Below are 20,663 nucleotides of genomic sequence, written 5' to 3'. Positions count from 1 at the left end.
ATTATTTTTTAGACGTAAAAGCAATATGTAAAGGTAAATTTAAATCTTTTCCGGATATATATGCGCAGATTGAAAAGAATTTAGAATGTCTATAAACAAATAATTAATTAAAAATTAAAATGAAAAAAGATGAAAAAAAGCAAGCAAAATAACTTTAACAATAAAAAAAATGAGGATTTCGAGGATGACAACTCATTTAAAATAAAAAGGCGTAAAGCCATGAAAAATAAATACAAAAAGAAAAGAATCAAAGGATACCTTGATCAGGATTTATACGAATTATAACAATAGCCGGCACTCATTTGCTTAGACCTCTTCAAAGCCTGTATTTTTTTTAAATGCAGGCTTTTTTTATTTAAAAGCTTTGTGAAACAAGAAACGGCATAATTAAATTATACTTTCCCCGATTAAAATAATATCATTTTTATTCAGAAAGCTAATCTTTAAATCGCTTAAAGATAAATTCAAAAAACTATCTTTGCAATGCAAAAAAACTTCTATGTCTGATAAAAAACAATTAGATACCGTTTCATTAGAAAAAAAATGGTACAAACACTGGGAAAGCTTAAAGGTTTTTGAATCTAAACCGGATGAAAGAACTCCCTATACAATAGTCATCCCACCACCAAACGTTACCGGCAGGCTTCATATGGGGCATATGCTAAACAATACCATTCAGGATGTTTTGATTAGAAGAGCCCGCTTATTAGGCTACAATGCTTGTTGGGTTCCGGGTACAGATCATGCTTCTATCGCTACTGAGGCAAAAGTTGTTCACCAGCTGAGAGAAAAAGGCTTATCAAAATCAAAGGTTGGTAGAGAAGCTTTTTTGGAACATGCTTACGAATGGAAAGAAAACTACGGCAATATAATTCTTGAACAGTTAAAAAAACTGGGAGCTTCCTGTGACTGGAGCAGAACTCGTTTTACAATGGATGAAAATCTTTCCAAGTCTGTAGTAAAAGTGTTTATCGATTTGCACAACAAAGGCCTGATTTACAAAGGTAAAAGGATGACGAACTGGGATCCGGAAGCTAAAACAGCCTTATCAGATGAGGAAGTTATTTACAAAGAAGAAGATTCAAAGCTTTATTTTATAAATTACATCGTAGCTGATGAAGATGGTAACAAAACTAATGAAACAGTTACTATAGCTACAACCAGACCCGAAACGCTTTTAGGTGACACTGCCATTTGCGTACATCCGGATGATGAACGGTTCAAACATTTGCACGGCAAAACAGTATTTGTTCCTTTAGTTAATCGCCGTGTACCGGTTATTACAGATACCTATGTAGAAATTGAATTTGGTACAGGTGTTTTAAAAGTAACCCCCGCTCACGACCCGAATGATTATGAGTTAGGACAAAAACATGACCTTAAGGTAATCGATATATTCGATGAAAATGCTGTTTTAAATGAACAAGCCGTTTTGTTTGTCGGTAAAAACAGATTTGAAGCCCGTAAGGAAATAGTCATTGCACTGGAAGAGAACAATCTGCTTGAAAAAGTTGAAAACATTCAGAATAAAATAGGGTATTCAGAAAGGACACAAGCTGTCATTGAACCCCGCCTGACTGAGCAATGGTTTTTAGATATGAAAAAACTGGCTGATCCGGCACTTAAAAAAGTAATGGAAGATGAAATTCGCTTTTTTCCTCCAAAATTTAAAAACACTTACAAACACTGGATGGAAAACATCAAAGATTGGTGTATTTCGCGTCAATTGTGGTGGGGACAGCGAATACCGGCTTATTTTTATAATGGTTCAGAGTATGTGGTTGCAGAAACGAAAGAAGCAGCTTTAGAATTAGCCAGAAAGAAATCCGGAAACAGCAGCTTAACGGCTGAGGATTTAAAGCAGGATGAGGACGTAGTTGACACCTGGTTTTCTTCTTGGTTATGGCCTATTTCAGTTTTTGACGGTTTTGACAGTAAAAACACAGAAGAGTTTAATTACTACTATCCCACCAATGTATTAGTTACCGGCTGGGACATTATGTTCTTTTGGGTGGCAAGAATGATTATGGCAGGTCTTGAATTTAAAAATCAAATTCCTTTCAAAGATGTTTATTTCCACGGTATGGTGAGAGATAAAAAAAGACGTAAAATGTCAAAATCTCTTGGTAACTCTCCCGATCCGCTGGACTTAATAGAATCATTTGGCGCTGACGGTACCCGTGTCGGGATGATGATGAGTGCCCCGGCAGGCAATGATTTACTTTTTGATGAAAAAAGATGTGAGCAAGGCAGAAATTTCACAAATAAACTTTGGAATGCCTTAAAACTGATTAAAAACTGGGAAATTGACGAAAAAGCAGAGTCTACTTTAGAAATTGAAACCGCCTGGATAGAGGCAAAATTACAAAAGGTTACTCAGGAGATTGAAAACTCTTTTGAGCAATACCGGCTTTTTGAAGCTTTGATGAGCCTTTATAATTTTGTTTGGGATGATTTTTGTTCCTGGTATCTGGAAATGATCAAACCTCCTTACGGAGAAAAAATTGACAGCAAAACACATCAGAAAGTAATTGAAATTTATGAAAAAATTACGCTTATACTGCATCCTTTTATGCCTTTTATTACAGAAGAAATATGGCAGCAACTAAGAGAAAGACAAGCTGAAGACAGTATCTGTAAACAAAAATATTCGGCTATAGAAAAATTTGACAGTGAGCTAACCGAGGCCGGAGAAGAAGTTAAAAAAATTATTACCGGTATACGGGAAATCAAAATTCAGTTAAAGCTTAAAAAGACAGACAAAGTTTCTTGCGTAGCTCTTTGTAATGACTTTAGCAGTATAAAAAAGTTTCAGCAAACTATCATGAAGCTGAGTGGTATAAACGACTTTACAGAAGGAAAGGAAGAAGTGCAGGGAGCCCCTTCTTTTGTCTCCGGTAAAAACACTTTTTACATAATTACTGAGCAGACTTTGAATTTAGATGAAATAAAAGAGAAACTTTTAAAAGAAAAAGCTCATGCTGAACGTTTCATACTAAGTATTCAAAAGAAACTGAAAAATGAACAGTTCGTTCAAAATGCTCCTGCAAAGGTTATTGAACTTGAAAAGAAAAAATTGTCAGATAGTGAAGAAAAATTAAAAGCTATCACCGAGTCTTTATCAAATATGTAAAAGATTATGCAAAAAAAACCTTTTATCCTCTTTATACTTATGCTCATAATGGTTTGTGAACTAAAAGCTGCACCTGAAAATGAGGAATTAACCTTAAAAGTAGAAGGTATTGAAGAAACAAAAGGGAGTTTGATGATTGCTGTTTTTACTAATGCCAATGGATTTCCTTCAGATGATGAAAAGGCTTTATTGAGAAAAACTGTAAGAGTTGACCAAAATAAAATGGATGTAAAACTTAACATTCCTCATGGTCGCTATGCAATTGCCATTTATCAAGACAAGAACAGCAATGGAAAATTAGACACAAATTTTATAGGAATCCCCCGTGAGCCCTATGGATTTTCAAATAATCAAAGAGGCAGATTTGGAGCGCCTTCATTTGATGATGCTTCATTTCTATTTAACAGACAAAATACTGTTCACAATATTCAAATAAAATAAAAACATAAACTGTATAATAATTATTGATTTAGAAAGTTTAATTGAATAGTGATTAAAAATTACCGTTAAATCATTTAAAATATTTATCTTGGTGTAACCAATCAGATTATAATGACCTTAAAAAAATATTTTTTTTTCATCTTCGTATTTCTTTTGAGTTGCATACAAGTTTTTGCTACCCACAACAGAGCAGGTGAAATATATTACTCGGCAGTTCCCGGACAACCTCTAACATATAATGTTTCTATAATTACTTATACAGACCCTACGGGAGGGGTAGACAGGGATGAACTGACTTTAAACTGGGGAGATGGCACTTCTTCTCAATTGACCAGAATAAACGGTCCTGTTGGTGCAGGAGGAATCCCACAGGGAGAACCTACCGGAGTTGCCGGCATTAAATATAATGTATATTCCGGCACACATACTTATAGTGGAATAGTACCTTTTTATGTAATTTCCATGACAGATCCAAACCGTATTGCAGGAATTGAGAACATGACAACATCAGTAAACGTTCAGTTTTATTTAGAAGATACTATTAAAATTAAAGATCCTTCAATATACGGTTTTAATAATAGTCCGATTCTTCAATATCCACCTATAGATTTTGCTAATATAAATCAGGTATTTTATCACAATCCTTTAGCATTTGACGTAGATGGAGACAGCTTACATTTTCAGTTAGTCCCACCTTTACAGCAACAGGGGACTCAAGTTCCCGGATATCTTTATCCGGATGAAGTAAATCCGGGCCCTGATAATAATATGACGATTGATTCTCAAACCGGAGAAATTGTATGGGACGTGCCCAAACAAAGAGGCATCTATAATATAGCTATTCTTATTTCTGAATATAGAAATAACATCCCAATGGGTACTATTTTAAGGGATATGCAAATAATTGTTGAAGATACCGACAATATAGTTCCTGAAATTGCTGAATTTTCAGACACCTGTATTATTGCCGGAACAACTCTTGAGCAAATTGTAAATGCTACCGATCAAAATTTAAATCAGACAATTACTTTAGAAGCCAGTGGCTTTCCTTTTGAGGTAGATATCAGCCCGGCTGATTTTACAGCAAATAATAACCAGGCTTTTGCAAATGGTTTTTTTAGCTGGAATTCAGTTTGTGAACACGCCAGAAGACAACCCTATCAGGTTGTTTTTAGAGCAGTTGACAACCATCCGATTCCACTTACAGCACTTAAAACCTGGCAAATAAAAATTGTTGCGCCACCACCTGAAAATCTGGTTGCTACACCGGTTGAAAATACTGTAGAGTTGGAATGGGATGCTAATTATGATTGTGCACATATCAGTAAGTTTAAAGGCTTTAGTATTTGGAGAAGAGACGGTTCGAACCCTTTTACACCCGACACTTGTGACACTTCTTTAGCAGATAAGGGATACATTCAAATTGCAAGTGGTGTAAGTGGCAATTCATTTACAGATGAAGATGTAGTGCCCGGAATTTTGTATTGCTACAGAATCAGAGCTGAATTTGCTGAAACAACTCCGGCCGGCTTTACTTACAATGAGTATTCCAGCATGCCTTCCAACGAATCTTGTGGAGAACTTAGAAGAGACATCCCTGTTATACTTAATGCCAGCGTACTTAGCACAGGTGTAAATAATGGAGAAATCTTCGTTTCTTGGGCAAAACCGTTAGTAACTGTTGACAATCTCGATACGCTACAATTTCCAGGTCCATATGAATTTAAACTTTACCGCTCAGTTGGATTTACAGAAAATAATCCCGTAGAAATCGCTTCTTTTACATCTCCAACTTTCGGAGGACTTAATGATACAACCTTTACCGATACCGGTTTGAATACAGAAAACAGCCCTTATAATTATAAAGTAACTTTTAAGTCTAATAATGATGTTTTAGTAGGAAACACTGAAAATGCATCATCCATTTTCTTAAGCATAAATCCAAGTGATCAACAGCTCCAACTCGAATGGGAAGTAGATGTACCCTGGAGAAATGATTCATTCTTTGTGTACCGCTACGATGATGTTTTACAACAATATGACTCTATAGCAACGGTAGTTGACGGTAGCTCTTATACTGATTTTAATCTGGAAAACAATCAGGAGTATTGCTACTATGTTGTTAGTGTTGGTCAGTATTCCGGTTCAAATGTACCATCCCCTATTATAAATCTGTCTCAGGAAACTTGTGCAGAACCAATGGATACAATTCCTCCATGCAGGCCCTTTTTGGATGTTACAAATCTTTGTGATGAAATAGGTCCTGAAGAAAATGCCTGTTCAATTTCAGAAGAATTGAATATTAATAACTTGCGATGGACAAATCCAAATAATAATTGTGAGTATGAAGATGCCGTTGAGTATAATATTTATTTTTCAAGATTTCCGGAGGGTGAATATAGTATAATAGCATCTATAGATGATATTACAGATACTACTTACCAGCATATGCCTGAACTTTCAATTTCCGGATGTTATGCCATTACAGCCATTGACTCAGCCGGAAATGAAAGTGATTTCAGCAATGTAGTTTGTGTTGAAAGTTGTCCTTGTTACTTACTTCCGAATACTTTCACTCCAAATAATGACGGTCAAAATGATATTTTCACCCCTATACTCCCCTACAGATTTGTAGACAAAGTTAATTTTCAGGTATTTAATCGTTGGGGTGTGAAAGTTTTTGAAACGACAGACCCTATGTTAAACTGGGACGGTACTGATTTGAGGAGTGGCAGAGTTTTAGAAGAGGGTGTTTACTACTACCGCTGTGAAGTTTTTAGCCAAAGTCTTGAGGGCAGTAAACAATTTGAAGTACTTTCGGGTTACATTCATTTATTCAGATAAAAACTTCTTTTCGTAAAAATTTAATTCATGTTTACAGGAATAATAGAAACGCTTGGTGAAATAGTATCTGTTTCAACTGAAGGTACCAATTATATTTTCAAAATTAAAAGTGCCATTTCAAAAGAGTTAAAAGTCGATCAAAGTGTATCTCACGATGGAGTTTGTTTAACGGTAACTGACATTGATAAAAAAGAAGGCATACATACGGTTGTTGCCATAGACGAAACATTGGATAAAACATCGCTTCAGCAGTGGGAAAAAGGATATATCGTCAATTTAGAAAGAGCCATGCCGGCAAATGGGAGGTTTGACGGTCACATAGTGCAAGGGCATGTCGATCAAATTGCTGTATGTAAATCAATTAAAAACAAAAATGGAAGCTGGGATTTGCATTTTACAGCCAGTCATTTAAACAGAGGGGTTATTGTACCCAAAGGATCCATTTGCATAAACGGTGTGAGCTTAACCTTAGTAGATGCAAAGATAAATACTACGAATTTAATTTTTTCCGTATCCATTATTCCATATACCTGGGAAAATACGAATTTACAAAGGTTAAAAGCAGGGGATTTCGTAAATATTGAATTTGATGTAGTTGGCAAGTATATTGCCCAAATGATGAAATCGCAAATTAGCTGATAAGTTTTGAAGCCGTAGAGATTTACTGCAAAACAATAGATTGCATAAAATCCGGATATTATATTCTGAAAGGGCTTTTACCAAAAGCGTAAAGCAAACAGGATTGAAATTACTACCAGCAGTACACCTATAATGTCTGCCACTCTCCGTATCAGGATATAAAATAAATATTTGTGTTTTTTGAGTTTTTTCATTTTAAATGATTTTATACCTTTCTGAATAAATTAACCGCCAATCAACACCCAAATCTCTTAGTGAAAGCTCAGCTGCGTCTTGCATTGGCATTGGTCCACAAATATAAAAAGCAAAAGTATCAGGATTTGATGGAAAGTATTTACTGATTTTGTCAGAATCAATATAACATTCTTCTCCACCCCAATCATCGGGAGTTTCTTCCAACACAAGGACTAATTGGAGGTTCATCAATTTACTCATATCTTCGAGTTCTTCCCTGAAAGTTATTTCCTCAAAAGAAGAATTACCATAAATCAGCACTACTTCGCGCATATCTTTTTCTTTTCTCATAGTCCTGAGAGTACTCATCATAGCTGTTATCCCGATACCACCGCTAATCATAAATAAATTTTTTCCCTTTTCAGGGGTAAATGACCCATAAGGGCCTTCAAGATATGCAGTGGTTCCGGGCTTGATATCTTTCCATTTTGATGTGAAATCACCCATAGCTTTTGCCGTTAAAGAAATTGTTTTGCCCAGACAATCTGAAGCTATAGAAAAAGGATGCTGTTGAAGTGAAAAGGGCGTATTGCCGATTGTAATCCACATAAACTGTCCGCATTTAAAGCTCTTACCCTTATGTCCCACAGGTTCAAGATGTAATGTACTGCAATCTCCACGCTCCTCAACAACCTCTTTAACTTTATAGGGTTTGCGAAGATTTAGCCAGGGTCTGATCAAGCGACTGTGAAGTAGTAAATATGCATAAAAAGCAAACAATACAACTAATGAGGTTTTCTTCCATAAAGGCTCAATATAGTGTGACACTTGTATGGTATGAGTTAAGCCTATGAAAATTATTGAAAGAGATAGCACACCGTGTAATAAACGCCAATTTTCATAGCTAAGTCCCAGACTTAAACGCCAAAGACTACTTAACATGAGAAGAATTATTGCAGGGATGACAAAAATCAATGCCAATGCTCTGGGTAAATTTTCATAAGGATTAAAAAAAGACAAAAAATCACTATTAGAAAGTATGAGCGTTAAGGGATGAGCCAGTATTAAAACAAATGCGATGATTCCCATTTCCCGGTGGTATTGCAGGATATTGTCCATACCAAACTTAGGTGCAACTTGTTTAAAACGTCCGGAAATCAAAAATTGCAGTCCCAGCAAACCCAAACCAATAAAGCCAAAAGCCACTCCAAGTTCAGTCCCAAAATCTCTGTATTCAGGTATACTTCCGGTTACAGCTAAAAGTAAGGGTAAAAGTGCTAAAAATAAGTATATTACAAGCCATATAGCTGCACTTTTATAGGTGTATTTCATTTATACAAGTTTAGTTTAAGCGATCGAATGGTATAACTAAATTTAACCATCTTTAAACAAATATATATAAAAGAGAAAGCTGTTTTTAGTTTTTTAATAAAATAACAAGCTAAAATTGAAGCTGATTTCTTGATAAATAAAAAGCTACTTTAACTATCCAATTAGGTGAGAAGTCTTTCAAGATTTTTGTCAACAGGATTTATTAAAGAATTTTAATTAAATAAAAAAGAAAATAGCGAAGTCAAAATACTTTGACGGGTAAATAAAAGACACTTTTTAGGTATTTTAGAAGTTGCCGGAGAGTTTAAATATTGTGACAGAAAAAATTGTAGCCTTATCAGTATTATATTCCACTATCCTCCCATCCCCTTTCTCAACAACTGCGCATTGATGGCAACTACGATTGTACTGAGGCTCATAAGGACTGCACCTACTGCCGGGCTTAAGACGATACCGAAATTGTACAACACGCCTGCTGCCAGGGGAATTGCCAATACATTATATCCAGTTGCCCATGCCAGATTTTGCAACATCTTCCGGTAAGTTGCCCTGCCGAATAAAATCAGATTTGCAATATCAGCGGGATTGGAATTAACCAGAATAATATCTGCTGTTTCGGCAGCTACATCTGTACCTGATCCAACGGCTATACCAACGTCTGCCTGTGCAAGTGCAGGTGCATCGTTCACTCCGTCCCCGGTCATAGCCACAAACTCTCCTTTGTCCTGCAAAGCTTTGATTTTATCCTGTTTCTCATCAGGTAATACTTCAGCAAAATATCCGTCCATCCCAAGTTCTTCCGATACATGCTTTGCTACTTTTTCATTATCCCCGGTGAGTAAAAGATTTTTGATGTTTTTCTTTTTAAGCGTTTTTATGGCCTGATAGCTTTCTTCTCTAATCTGGTCGGCAAGAGTGATGTAACCCACAGCCTCATCATTGACAATTACATACACAACGGTTTCTATTGCTTCATCCAATTGATGTTCCGGTAGTTTAATTTCATTGTCTTTTAAATATCCGGGACCAACAACTTTTACTGATTGATCCTCTACTTTACCTTCTAATCCCTGCCCGGGAAGATAATTGAAATCTGTTGAGGAGGGTACACTGATGTTTTCTTCTTTTGCTTTTTTCAAAATCCCTTTTGCAATGTGGTGTTCGGAATCCTGCTCAACGCCTGCTGCAAGACGCAGTAACTCATTTTTGTCAAAATTGTCCTTCAGTGATTTTACTTCCGACACTTCATGTGAGCCTTTTGTGAGCGTACCGGTTTTATCAAAAACAATAGTGGTGATTTTACGGGCATTTTCAAAAGCGGTACGGTTGCGAATCAGCAGGCCGTTTTGTGCTGAAACCGTCGTAGAAATGGCAGCGACCAGGGGAACTGCCAAACCTAATGCATGTGGACAGGAGATTACCATTACAGTGACCATTCTTTCAAGGGCTTAAACAAATTCAAAACCAAGTGCCAGCCAGACAATCAATGTAATTGCACCTCCGCCTAATGCCACAAAAGTAAGTACCTTAGCTGCCCGGTCAGCAAGGTTTTGCGTTTTGGATTTAATTTTTTGCGCATCCTCAACCAATTTGATTACTTTATTCAAATAACTGTCTTTGCCTATGTTTTGGACCTTTACTTTCAATGTACCATTGCCATTGACTGAACCTGCAATTACTTTTTGTCCTTTTTCCTTTTTGACAGGTTTGCTTTCGCCGGTGAGCATGCTTTCATTCAGATGGCTTTGCCCTTCCGTGACCTCACCGTCAACCGGGATTTTTTCTCCGGGCTTGATATGTACAACGTCTCCTTTTTTCAGCTCGTCAATTTTGACTTCTTTTGTTTCCCCGTTAACGACAAGGTGTGCTGTTGAAGGCATCAATTTTACCAGCAATTCTAAAGCCCGGGAAGCACCCATAATAGATTTCATTTCTATCCAGTGGCCCAGTAACATAATCACAATAAGCGTAGCCATTTCCCAATAAAAATCCATTCCTTCCAGTCCGAGCGTAACGGCAAAGCTGTAAGCCCATGCGGCTGTGATTGCCACACCAATCAGCGTCATCATGCCAATAGCATTTTGGCGCACTTCTTCATAAAGACCTTTCAGAAAAGGCCAGCCTCCATAGAAAAAGATAAATGTACTTAAAGCAGCCAATACATAACTATCGCCCGTAAATGAAACTTCAAAACCAAACCAATCCTGTATCATCTGTGAAAGGACAAGTATCGGTATGGTAATCACAAGGCTTATCCAAAACCTTTTTTTGAAGTCCTCAATATGATGCCCCGCATGTTTATCGTGGCCGTTATCGTCCGAATGGCCTTTTTCATGATGTTCGTTATGATGATTGTTTTGCATAATCCTATTATTTTTTAATGCACATGCCCCGGCTCCTGCTGTCTTCTTGCACTTTCCTTTTCGGGAGCGGCTTTTTTAAATTCCCTTTCTTTTACTTCACCGCAGCGAAGCATGACATCCCCGAAATAGGGATTGGCTATTAGTGCTGTATCGCTTAGCCACCAGGCACCTCTGTCGTCAAAAGCCATCGGGCAAAACTGATGATACACTTCTATGTCTTTCACCCCGAAACTTTCTACTGACGCTGCCAACACATCTGAAAAGGGTTCAAAGGCATGCCGTAAATGCTCTATATCTCCGGCATCTTTCATGTCATGCATTGCTTTTTCCAATGCATCTAAATGTTCCATCCATAAGTCATGAGCATCTGAAGCTAAAAGTGTCATGTCCATTTCATTCAAAGCCGCTTCCACATCGGGCAGTGCATTATTTGCGGCAGCGTAATCTGTTTCGATTAAAGCTTCACTCAAGCTAAGATATGCTGTAAAAAGCTTGCTTAACTGTGCTTTGAATGCTTCCGGTGTTTCATCTTTAAAATCACCAACATCCACAATAAATTCTATTTCTTCAACTTCGAGTAAATGCCTGCCCATCAGGCTGGCTTTGCCTGACAACTGTGCAGCAGCATCTATGCTGAAAGCACCGTGAACAGCAATTTCTTCACCTTCCTTCAGCCCATCCAGAATGATGTAACTATCACCCAAATGCTCCCCGAGTACAACTTCCCGGAATTGAAAAATCGTTTCCTCAACTCCAGGCTTTTTTACATAAACCACAGATGTTTTTCCGCCCCACAACACGGCTGTCTTGGGAACGGTTATCACTTTTCCGAATTGGTCAAATTTGCTATGGATTACACCATTCAGGAACATGCCCGGCCTGAACCTTCCATCGCGGTTATCTAAGCTTGTCCTGACTCTTGCTATCCTTGTACGCTCGTCAACATAAGGGTCAACAAACTCCACCCGGGCTGTCATTTTTTGCCCCGGCCTTTCACCTGCACTAAAAGTTACGGTATCACCAACATTTATCCAGGAAAGGTCTTCTTCATAAGCTTCAAACACAACCCATACCTTACTCAAATCACTGATTTCAAACAATACCGTTCCTGCACTGAAATAGTCGCCGGTTGTGACATTCCGCCGGACCACAACGCCACTGACATCGGCATAAATATCTATTTCAGACTGTACTTCGCCTCTTTCTTCTATCTGTCTAATCTGTTCATCGGTTAGCTTCCATTGTTTGAGTTTTTGGCGGGCTGCCCTGACAAGTACTGGACGTGTTTCTTCATGTTTCAATGCTTCAAAAAGTTCGCGTTGAGCAGCAACTAATTCCGGTGAATAAATGGAAGCCAACCGTTGCCCCCTGCGGACAAATTCACCTGTGTAGGTGATATACAGCCTTTCTATCCTGCCGGGTAAATGAGCGGTTTGTGTGGATGTCCGGCGTTCGTCTGTTTCTATGCGCCCGTTCAGTTCCAGCTTTTTTTCCGGTATTTGAGAACTTACCTTCATTGTCCTGATATGTGCCAATCTGATGGCTGTTTCAGACATCCTGATTTCCGTGAAAGATTCACTTTCGTCAACTGCATCTACCGGCACCAGATCCATTCCGCAAATCGGACAACTGCCAAAACCATCCTGCCTGATCTGCGGATGCATCGGACAAGTATGAACTTCGTCTTTATCCACGACAGCTTCATGCGTATGTTCATCATCGCTTGTGCCAAAGAAATACCACCCGGCAACTATGCCTGCGGTAAAGACAAGGATGATGATTGCAATTTGTTTTTTCATCTGTTTAGATTTTTGATAAATTGTTTCATGGTTTCATGGTTCTATTGTTTCATTGTTTAATCTTTTCATCTTTCTACTCCCAAACCCGTCGGACGCTTTAGAAGCGTACCGACGGGTGGGTGCTCATGGCCGCCGGTATAAATATGTTAAACCGGCTACAGCCGTATTGTTATCTTTTTTTGCGTTTACTAATTCCATTTCAAATTCCAGTATGCGTCTCTGCACATTCAGCATTTCATCAAAAGTTTTTCTGCCCGCACTGTAATCTTCCAGAATAATACTCAAAGCTTGTTCCATTCTGTCCAATTGGTTGATATACAATGGTATTCGCCTTTGTGCATCCTGATAGCGGCTTACCCATTCCTCCCATTTAGTAATCAACTGATTTTGTGCCTGTACTTTTTGAAAAGAAGCTGCTTTGCGATTAAATACGGCTTCCTGTTCTCTTGCCTGATACACCTTTCTTTGAAAAGGCAGGCGGAGACTCACCATCGGCATAAACATGGCCGAATGATTATTATTTTCAAGATTTTGCATCGCCATATATTCTACGCCAATGCCAAAAGAAGGCAAACCTGATTTTCGGGCAAGTTGCTGTTGTTCTGCATAAGCTAACTCTTTGTAAATATAAGATTCTATACCAGGGTGTTGCAAAAGCATGCTGTCTTTCAATTCTGCCATTGGATCGGTTAACTGCCGGGCTTCAAATGTGTCAGGCAGAGCAAAAAAACCTTCATACTCCCGGTTAAGTAGTGCTGCAAAACGATTATGAAGCGGATTTTTCTTTTCCTCAAGTTTCAATAATTGGATTTTCAAATCTTCTTTTTCCACCTCTATCAAAATCAAATCTGCCATACTGGCCCGGCCTGTTTCATAACGAGTGATTACAATTTGCTCAATGCTTTCAAGCAATTCAATATTAGACCGCATCAGGCGGATTTCTTCTTCTAATTGCATTAACTCATAGAAAGTCCCGGCAACATCAAAAAACAGTTGGTTTCTGATTTGCTGATATTGTTCCAAAGCAAATTGAGCATTGTATGCAGCACTTTCCTGCATGACTTTTCTTGTCCCAAACCAGGGAAATGACTGCATCGCCCGAACTCCTGCAAGCTGTTGATCCATTTGTAAGACAAGTGGCTGCGGAAAATAAATCGCAGATAGCTCTGTCATGGGCAAAAGCCGGGTTTGCACTATTTTTTCCACACCGGCCAGATATTGGTAATAATACGCCTGCAAATTCGCATTATTTGATGCTGCTTCATCCTGATAAGTTTCAAGCATATTATCCTGTGCAACAGCCTTCTTTACCGGCAAAATGCAAACGATCAAAATCGCGGCCAAAAGCAAAGCGGTACAGATTGTATTGACTTGTTTATTCATCTCATCATATTTTAATTTTTTTCTTTAATGGTATTCGACCTGTCTGCCGAACAGGCAGGTGGAACACCCAAAAATGTTTATTCCTTTGTGTCAAAAGCTTTTGACATGGGTGTTTCATCTTCTGTTTTTTTACTTTTTAAAAGCGTTTCCTGCCAAAGTGCATACAAAACCGGTATGACAAATAAAGTCATGATGACAATCGTCATGCCTCCAAAAGCCGGAATTGCCATCGGTATCATAATATCGGAGCCTTTTCCGGTAGAAGTCAAAATGGGCAACAATGCCAGTAAAGTAGTGGCGGTTGTCATCAGGCATGGCCTCACCCGGCGGCTGCCCGCTTCAACTACGGATTCCCTGATCTGTTGAATGTTTTCAGGTTGGTTGCGTGCAAAAGATTGTTTCAAATACGTCGCCATCACTACCCCGTCATCAGTTGCAATGCCAAAAAGTGCCAAAAAGCCTACCCAGACAGCAATACTTAAATTAATCGGGTGTATCTGGAATAAATCCCGCATGTGGGCACCAAAAAGGGAGAAGTTCATAAACCAATCCTGACCGTAAAACCAAATCATGATAAAACCACCGGAAAATGCTACGGCAATGGCAGAAAAAATCATAAAAGATGTAATCAGCGAACGGAACTGAAAATATAACAACATTAAAATAATAAGCAAGACTAAAGGAATGACAATGCTAAGCCTTTTTTCTGCCCTTACCTGATTTTCGTATTCACCAATAAAGCGGTAACTCACTCCTTCCGGCAGTTCAAGTTCACCCGACTGAAGCAACCCGTCCAGATGGTTTTGTGCGTTTTCAACAACAGCTACGGCTGAACTACCTTCCAGTATGTCAAAAATTACATAAGTGGCAGGAAATGTATTCACTGACCTGATTGCCTGCGGCCCTTGCACATAATTAATATCAGCCAGTTGCCCCAATGGGATTTGAGCACCTGAAGGAGTGGAAACTAAAATCCGTTCTATATCATGCGGATTGTCCCTGAATTCACGGGCATAGCGTACACGCACCGGATACCGCTCCCTGCCTTCAACAGTTGTTGTGAGCGTCATGCCCCCGATAGCGACTTCTACATAATCCTGTACATCGCGTATCGTCAAACCATGCCGGGCAATTGCACGGCGGTTAATGTCAATTTCAAGATAGGGTTTGCCAACAATACGGTCGGCAAAAACAGTTGGCGGATTTACCCCCGGAACGTCCTGCAAAATATTTTCCATTTCCAGGGAAAAATCTTCTATGGTTTGCAGGTCTGGCCCCTGAACCAACATAGCCGTTGAAGCTCGTGTACCGGTTTGCAGCATCACCAGTCTGGTTTCTATAGGCTGCAACATGGAAGCAGTAGTGAGGCCGGGATAACGTGCAACAGCAGCTATTTCATCCCAAATATCGCGTGGAGACCGGATATGATCCCGCCATTGCCGGTAGTAGCTGCCCCTGCTGTCCGGAACGAGATTCCCGTTTTCATCACGAATAAATTCGCCCTCATTGTCCGTAGCAAAACGCACCCGCCTGCCCCTGTCATCCAGTTTGTATTCACTTTTATAATTAATCACATTTTCAAACATGGTAACCGGTGCCGGGTCTAATGCCGATTCCGCACGTCCGATTTTTCCGACAACAAGTTCAACCTCCGGAATAGACTGCACTGCCTTGTCCAGATATTTAAGCGTTTCCAGACTCTCCTCTATTCCGGCATGCGGCATCAGAATGGGCATGAGTAAAAAAGAACCTTCATCCAGCCGGGGCATGAATTCTTTATCAATACCGGGAAAAGTCGAATACAAATTATGCCATACTTTTGTTGTACGAATGTTCATTCCGGTTTTATCAAAACTATTTGCTACAAAGCCAAAAACATTTCCAAATCCCAACCAAATTGTAACACCAAGCAAGATGGAAAAAGCCGGTAAAAGCAGGAATAATCCTTTGTTTGCCAGGCACCATTTTAATATCGCCCGGTAAAAACGAATAAAAATTAAAAAGAATCCCAACACAAAGCCAATAATCAGGAATACAAAAATGGTATTCATCAGCAAAGAACGTGCAGGGCCAAGTGGCAGCCAGCTTTCTGCCAATATTAAAGTGATAAAAATTACAGAAATGGCAATTGTGATGTATGAATGCACATCAGAACTGAAAACATCAGTAAACTCATCAAGCAGGTTATTTACGCCAAATAACAGCAGTACAATACCTGCCAGCGGGAAGTACAAAACAGCTACCAGTATGCCTGCGATAAGCAGTAAAACATTGGCAGCAACGCGTATCCATTTGAAATTGATTTTTACGGAAAAAAGCACATAAGCAGCCGCGGGAATGACAACGATAGTAAAAAATATGGCAGCTATCAATGCAAAGGTTTTTGTATATGCCAATGGGGAAAAGAGTTTTCCTTCTGCTGCCTGAAGGGTAAATACCGGGAGAAAGCTGACGATGGTAGTCATAACGGCAGTCAAAATTGCCGGAGCCACCTCCACACATGCCCTGTGAATTACTTCCAGTTTGGGTTCCTTTTTACGGGCTTCTTTTAAATGCAAAACCATGTTTTCTGACATGATAATCCCCATATCCACTATCGTCCCAATGGCAATTGCAATACCGGAAAGTGCCACGATATTGGCATCCACACCGGCATATTTCATCATAATAAAACACATCAGCACTGCCATTGGCAATAAGCCTGAAATAAACAAAGATGCTTTCAGGTTGAGCAGCATGATGATAATCACAATAATCGTAATCAGGATTTGCAGGGAAATGGCATGTTCCAGCGTACCTATGGTTTCCTGAATTAATTCGGTCCGGTCGTAGAAAGGGATAATTTTTAGTTGTGACACTGTTCCGTCCTCGAGTGTACGCGAAGGCAGGCCCTGTTCTATTCCGGGGAGTTCGGCTTTTACATTTTCTATTACCTGCATCGGATTTTCACCATGCCTGACAGTAACTACACCGCCAACAACTTCCGCTCCGCCCTTGCCTAATGCCCCACGCCTTTGAGCCGGCCCGATTGTTACCTTTGCAATATCACGCACATGCACCGGCACATTATCCCTCACGGCAACTACAGATTCTTCAATATCTTCAAGGCTTTTGATATAGCCCAATCCCCTGACAAAATACTCTATCCTGTTTAGTTCAATGGTACGGGCACCTACATCCAGATTGCTGTTGCGGACACTATTGGCGATTTCACGCAAACTGATGTCATACCCGCGCATGGCAGCCGGATTGATATCTATCTGGTACTCTTTTACATGCCCGCCGATAGATGCAACTTCAGCTACGCCTTCTGCTGTCGCCAAAGCAAATTTTACATGAAAATCCTGTATTGTTCTTAATTCATGCAAGTCCCATCCACCGGTTGGATTGCCATCCGGGTCGCGGCCTTCAATGGTGTACCAGAAAATCTGGCCCAAAGCCGTAGCATCCGGGCCTAATGCGGGCTGTACACCTTGTGGTAAAAGCCCGTCAGGCAAGGCATTGAGTTTTTCGAGTATCCTTGCCCTGCTCCAGTAAAAATCTATGTCGTCTTCCAGAATAATGAAAATACTGGAGAACCCAAACATCGTCGTGCTGCGGATGGTTTTGACACCGGGAACACCAAGCAGGTAAGTGCTAAGCGGATAAGTGATTTGATCTTCAATATCCTGTGGTGAACGTCCCGGCCATTCTGTAAACACGATCTGTTGTGTTTCACCGTAGTTTGGTATAGCATCTACCGGTACCGGGTCCCGCGGAAGCCAGTCTATGTCCCACGCAAATGGTGCCGTAGCAATTCCCCAAACAACAAAAATCAGTGTTAACAGGAAAGCAACTAAACGGTTTTCAAGAAAGTACCGTATAATCTTATCGAGCATAACGCATTTTTAAAATGGCTTGTAATTTTTTGGGTGATTAGTTTTTTTCATTAGGTAATGCAGCATATATTTCATTAACCAAAGTTTTTTGTCCTTCCTTAAATATATTAACACAATTAAAATTTATCAATACGCCTTTAGGTTTCTGTAGCATTCGCATATAAGTTAATAAAATAGCATCATGTATTGGTAATAAACCGTCCATTGATTTTAATTCAACACATAAAACATCTTCTACAAGTACATCTAATCTTAATTCCGTATCCAATTCTAATCCTTTGTACTCCAGTGGTACCCATAATTGTTGTTTATACCTTAACCCTTGTAAAGCTAACTCTCTTATAAAACATTTTTCGTAAACGCTTTCTAAAAGACCGGGACCTAACTGTTTATGAACTTCAATAGCACAACCAATCACTCTATAGGTCAAGTCATCAATGTATTTTTTAGTTAATTCCATTAGTGTTTTTTTTACCACATAGGCACATAGTTCACATAGGTTTCACATAGAAATTTCTATTGTGGCTTTCTATGTGTTCTATGTATCTATGTGGTTCAATAATTTTCATTTTTGAGTTATTGAAGTGCTTTCAAATATACAAAGTTCTGTTTATGCTTCCTTGAAGGGCTTTTAATAGCAAAACCAATTACCCTACAGGTCAAGTCATCAATGTATTTTTTAGTTAATTCCATTAGTGTTTTTTTACCACATAGGCACATAGTTCATATAGGTTTCACATAGAAATTTCTATTGTGACTTTCTATGTGTTCTATGTGGTTCAATAATTTTCATTTTTGAGTTTATAGAATATTTGCTAACCCCCTTTACATTTTTTCTTCCACACTACCGCATGTCAGCATTGCATCACCGAAATAGGGATTTCTTATTTCTTCTTCAGCCGAAAGCCAGTAAGCACCTTTGTCATCAAAAGCCATCGGGCAGTATTGGCGATAAACAGTTTTTCCGGATGTTCCCGTAACTTGAATTAAAGCATAGAGTTGATCTGAAACCGTTTCAAAATGTTTTCTCTGTACCTCCAAATCTTCAGTAAGCGAGATTTGCTCTAAATGTTCACCGATTTCACTGACAATTCCCCTGATATGCGATTCGTGCCCCTTGACAGTAATTTCTGTAACTGCAAGATGCGCCTTTAATGCATTTGCCCCTGCTTTGGCTTCTGCTGCATCTGACCGTACCAAACCGTCTTTCAGGTCGAAATAGTGTTTTAAGGTTTGTCCCATTTCTGCATGAGATGCATGACCTTCTGTATGATTCACTTCTGTATTTTCGTCAAGATGTTCATGCGTATGATTTCCTTCCGAGTCGTGTTCATGTGAGCCTCCACAGGAAAAAAGTGTTGATGCTCCAAAAAGGAGTACGATTGGTAAAATTAAATTTTTCATTTTAAAATTGATTTTGTTAAAAAAAATGCAGGCTGCTTAACATCAAACATCTGCTTGCTCAACGACAAAGTTACCTATAGCTGTAAGCAAAAGTTTATACAATTTCTATATTAGTTTATATAATTCGGGGATTGGGGGGGGTGTGGTGGCAAAGCCGCAGCCCTGCCAAATCCGTCAGTGATTTGAACGTGAGCATGCAACAAGGCAAATCTCCATGGGCTAAAAAAATGTTATAAATAACAATACCATTATTATTCCCCAATAAGTATAATAAATATGTAGTAGAAGTGTGAGTTGCACTTGTTCTAAGGATATTTCTGCTCAGAACAAATCCTGTAATTCCTGAATTTATTCTCACAGCATTTGCATTTGTTGAAGATAAAGTTGAGTTGTGAGTGTTTTGAATATAACATCTGTTAACAATTGTGTTATTGGCAGCAATTGTTAAAGAAGGAGTGCTAGCATTTTGAGTGATATAAAGTCCTTTAACTGTAACATTTGTAGCACTAATTGTTATATTATCAAATCTGGCAGAATTTAGATTTGCCTGGGTAGAATCGTTTTGACCCAGAAAAACCCGGGGCCAATCAACACTAAACTTTTATTAATGGTAATAGAACCATAACTAATTTACGAACCCTCTATTTAGAGGGGATCTCCGGGAGAAGCAGCAGCAATTGCTGTAGTAACGGCAGAAAAGTCTGCATCGAAATCCGGGATGTTATTAACCCGCCAAACATTAGCATTTAGTGATTCGGTCAGCAAAACAAACAGGGTGATAATAGAAAATAAATAATTTTCTTCATGATTCAATTTTTTATGTTTTAGAAATATGCAATAAGCTCTTATTAATGAAATACTTACGTAATAATATTAGTTAAAGGTAAAATAAAATGATGAGTATTTTTTTAAATTTTGCATCCATATCTTACTTGAGCTTTTATTACAAAAGCTACCAAACCCTTTCATATATTGACTTTTAGTCAAAAAAACAGATAATGTATTATTTTTTTATGCAATGTTTTAAATTATAAATAATAATTGCTCTTACCATAAGTTGACTATCGTCAAAATGAAAAAAATTAACAACTTTTCATTCTATAATTAAAAGTTAAATCATATAATAATCTATATTCCATCTCTAAAATTAGAAAGGTTGCTTGGAAAGGTATAATTAGATAGTTCCGCATGACCCAAGAAGGAAAGTAGGCAGTAGGCAGGATAAAAGCCTCAAGAGACCAAAACCCAAGAAGGCCAAATTCCAAAAATTCAA

11 protein-coding genes and 1 pseudogene are annotated in these 20,663 nt (G+C 38.7%); 4 read left to right on the top strand and 8 right to left on the bottom strand.

Translation table 11 applies throughout. The annotated features are described in order from the left end of the window. The first annotated feature begins 499 nt into the window (after window positions 1–499). From EA412_05920 to EA412_05905, 4 genes are all read left to right on the top strand, one after another. Entirely contained in the window at window positions 500–3,133 is a 2,634-nt protein-coding gene (locus tag EA412_05920; GenBank protein ID TVR79692.1) for a valine--tRNA ligase, read from the top strand. Between the two features lie 6 nt (window positions 3,134–3,139). Continuing rightward, a complete protein-coding gene (locus EA412_05915; protein TVR79691.1) occupies window positions 3,140–3,574 on the top strand; it encodes a DUF2141 domain-containing protein in 435 nt (144 codons plus the stop codon). Between the two features lie 111 nt (window positions 3,575–3,685). Further along, the gene (locus EA412_05910; protein TVR79690.1) at window positions 3,686–6,418 is read left to right on the top strand and encodes a gliding motility-associated C-terminal domain-containing protein; all 2,733 of its coding nucleotides are present in this window, start codon (window positions 3,686–3,688) and stop codon (window positions 6,416–6,418) included. 27 nt (window positions 6,419–6,445) lie between these two features. Continuing rightward, window positions 6,446–7,057, top strand: coding sequence for a riboflavin synthase (locus tag EA412_05905; GenBank protein TVR79689.1), 612 nt, complete (start codon window positions 6,446–6,448; stop codon window positions 7,055–7,057). Window positions 7,058–7,252: 195 nt separating this feature from the next. On the opposite strand, the gene EA412_05900 is transcribed toward EA412_05905, so the two are convergent. The 8 genes and pseudogenes from EA412_05900 to EA412_05865 all read right to left on the bottom strand — a co-directional run. Beyond that, window positions 7,253–8,563: a xylene monooxygenase gene (locus tag EA412_05900; GenBank protein ID TVR79688.1), complete on the bottom strand. Its 1,311-nt coding sequence runs from the start codon at window positions 8,561–8,563 to the stop codon at window positions 7,253–7,255. Between the two features lie 353 nt (window positions 8,564–8,916). Next, window positions 8,917–10,926, bottom strand: a pseudogene (locus EA412_05895) (copper-translocating P-type ATPase). A gap of 14 nt (window positions 10,927–10,940) precedes the next feature. Next, window positions 10,941–12,725 carry an efflux RND transporter periplasmic adaptor subunit gene (locus EA412_05890; GenBank protein TVR79687.1) on the bottom strand — a complete coding sequence of 595 codons (1,785 nt, stop codon included), beginning with the start codon at window positions 12,723–12,725 and terminating at the stop codon, window positions 10,941–10,943. A gap of 123 nt (window positions 12,726–12,848) precedes the next feature. Then, window positions 12,849–14,108: a TolC family protein gene (locus tag EA412_05885; protein TVR79686.1), complete on the bottom strand. Its 1,260-nt coding sequence runs from the start codon at window positions 14,106–14,108 to the stop codon at window positions 12,849–12,851. Between the two features lie 77 nt (window positions 14,109–14,185). Beyond that, on the bottom strand, window positions 14,186–17,986 hold the full coding sequence (locus EA412_05880) for a cation transporter (GenBank protein TVR79685.1): 3,801 nt from the start codon (window positions 17,984–17,986) through the stop codon (window positions 14,186–14,188). A gap of 37 nt (window positions 17,987–18,023) precedes the next feature. Then, window positions 18,024–18,446, bottom strand: a complete 423-nt coding sequence (locus tag EA412_05875; protein ID TVR79714.1) for a GxxExxY protein — start codon at window positions 18,444–18,446, stop codon at window positions 18,024–18,026. Window positions 18,447–18,811: 365 nt separating this feature from the next. Further along, entirely contained in the window at window positions 18,812–19,390 is a 579-nt protein-coding gene (locus EA412_05870; protein TVR79684.1) for a DUF3347 domain-containing protein, read from the bottom strand. Between the two features lie 1,082 nt (window positions 19,391–20,472). After that, window positions 20,473–20,663 (bottom strand): hypothetical protein (locus EA412_05865; protein TVR79683.1); only part of this gene is annotated, 191 nt, incomplete at its 5' end.

Source organism: Chitinophagaceae bacterium (assembly GCA_007695095.1).
In the GTDB taxonomy this organism is placed as follows: domain Bacteria; phylum Bacteroidota; class Bacteroidia; order Chitinophagales; family REEL01; genus REEL01.
Note: the sequence above shows the minus strand (reverse complement) of the source record. Positions and strands in the feature narration are given on the sequence as shown.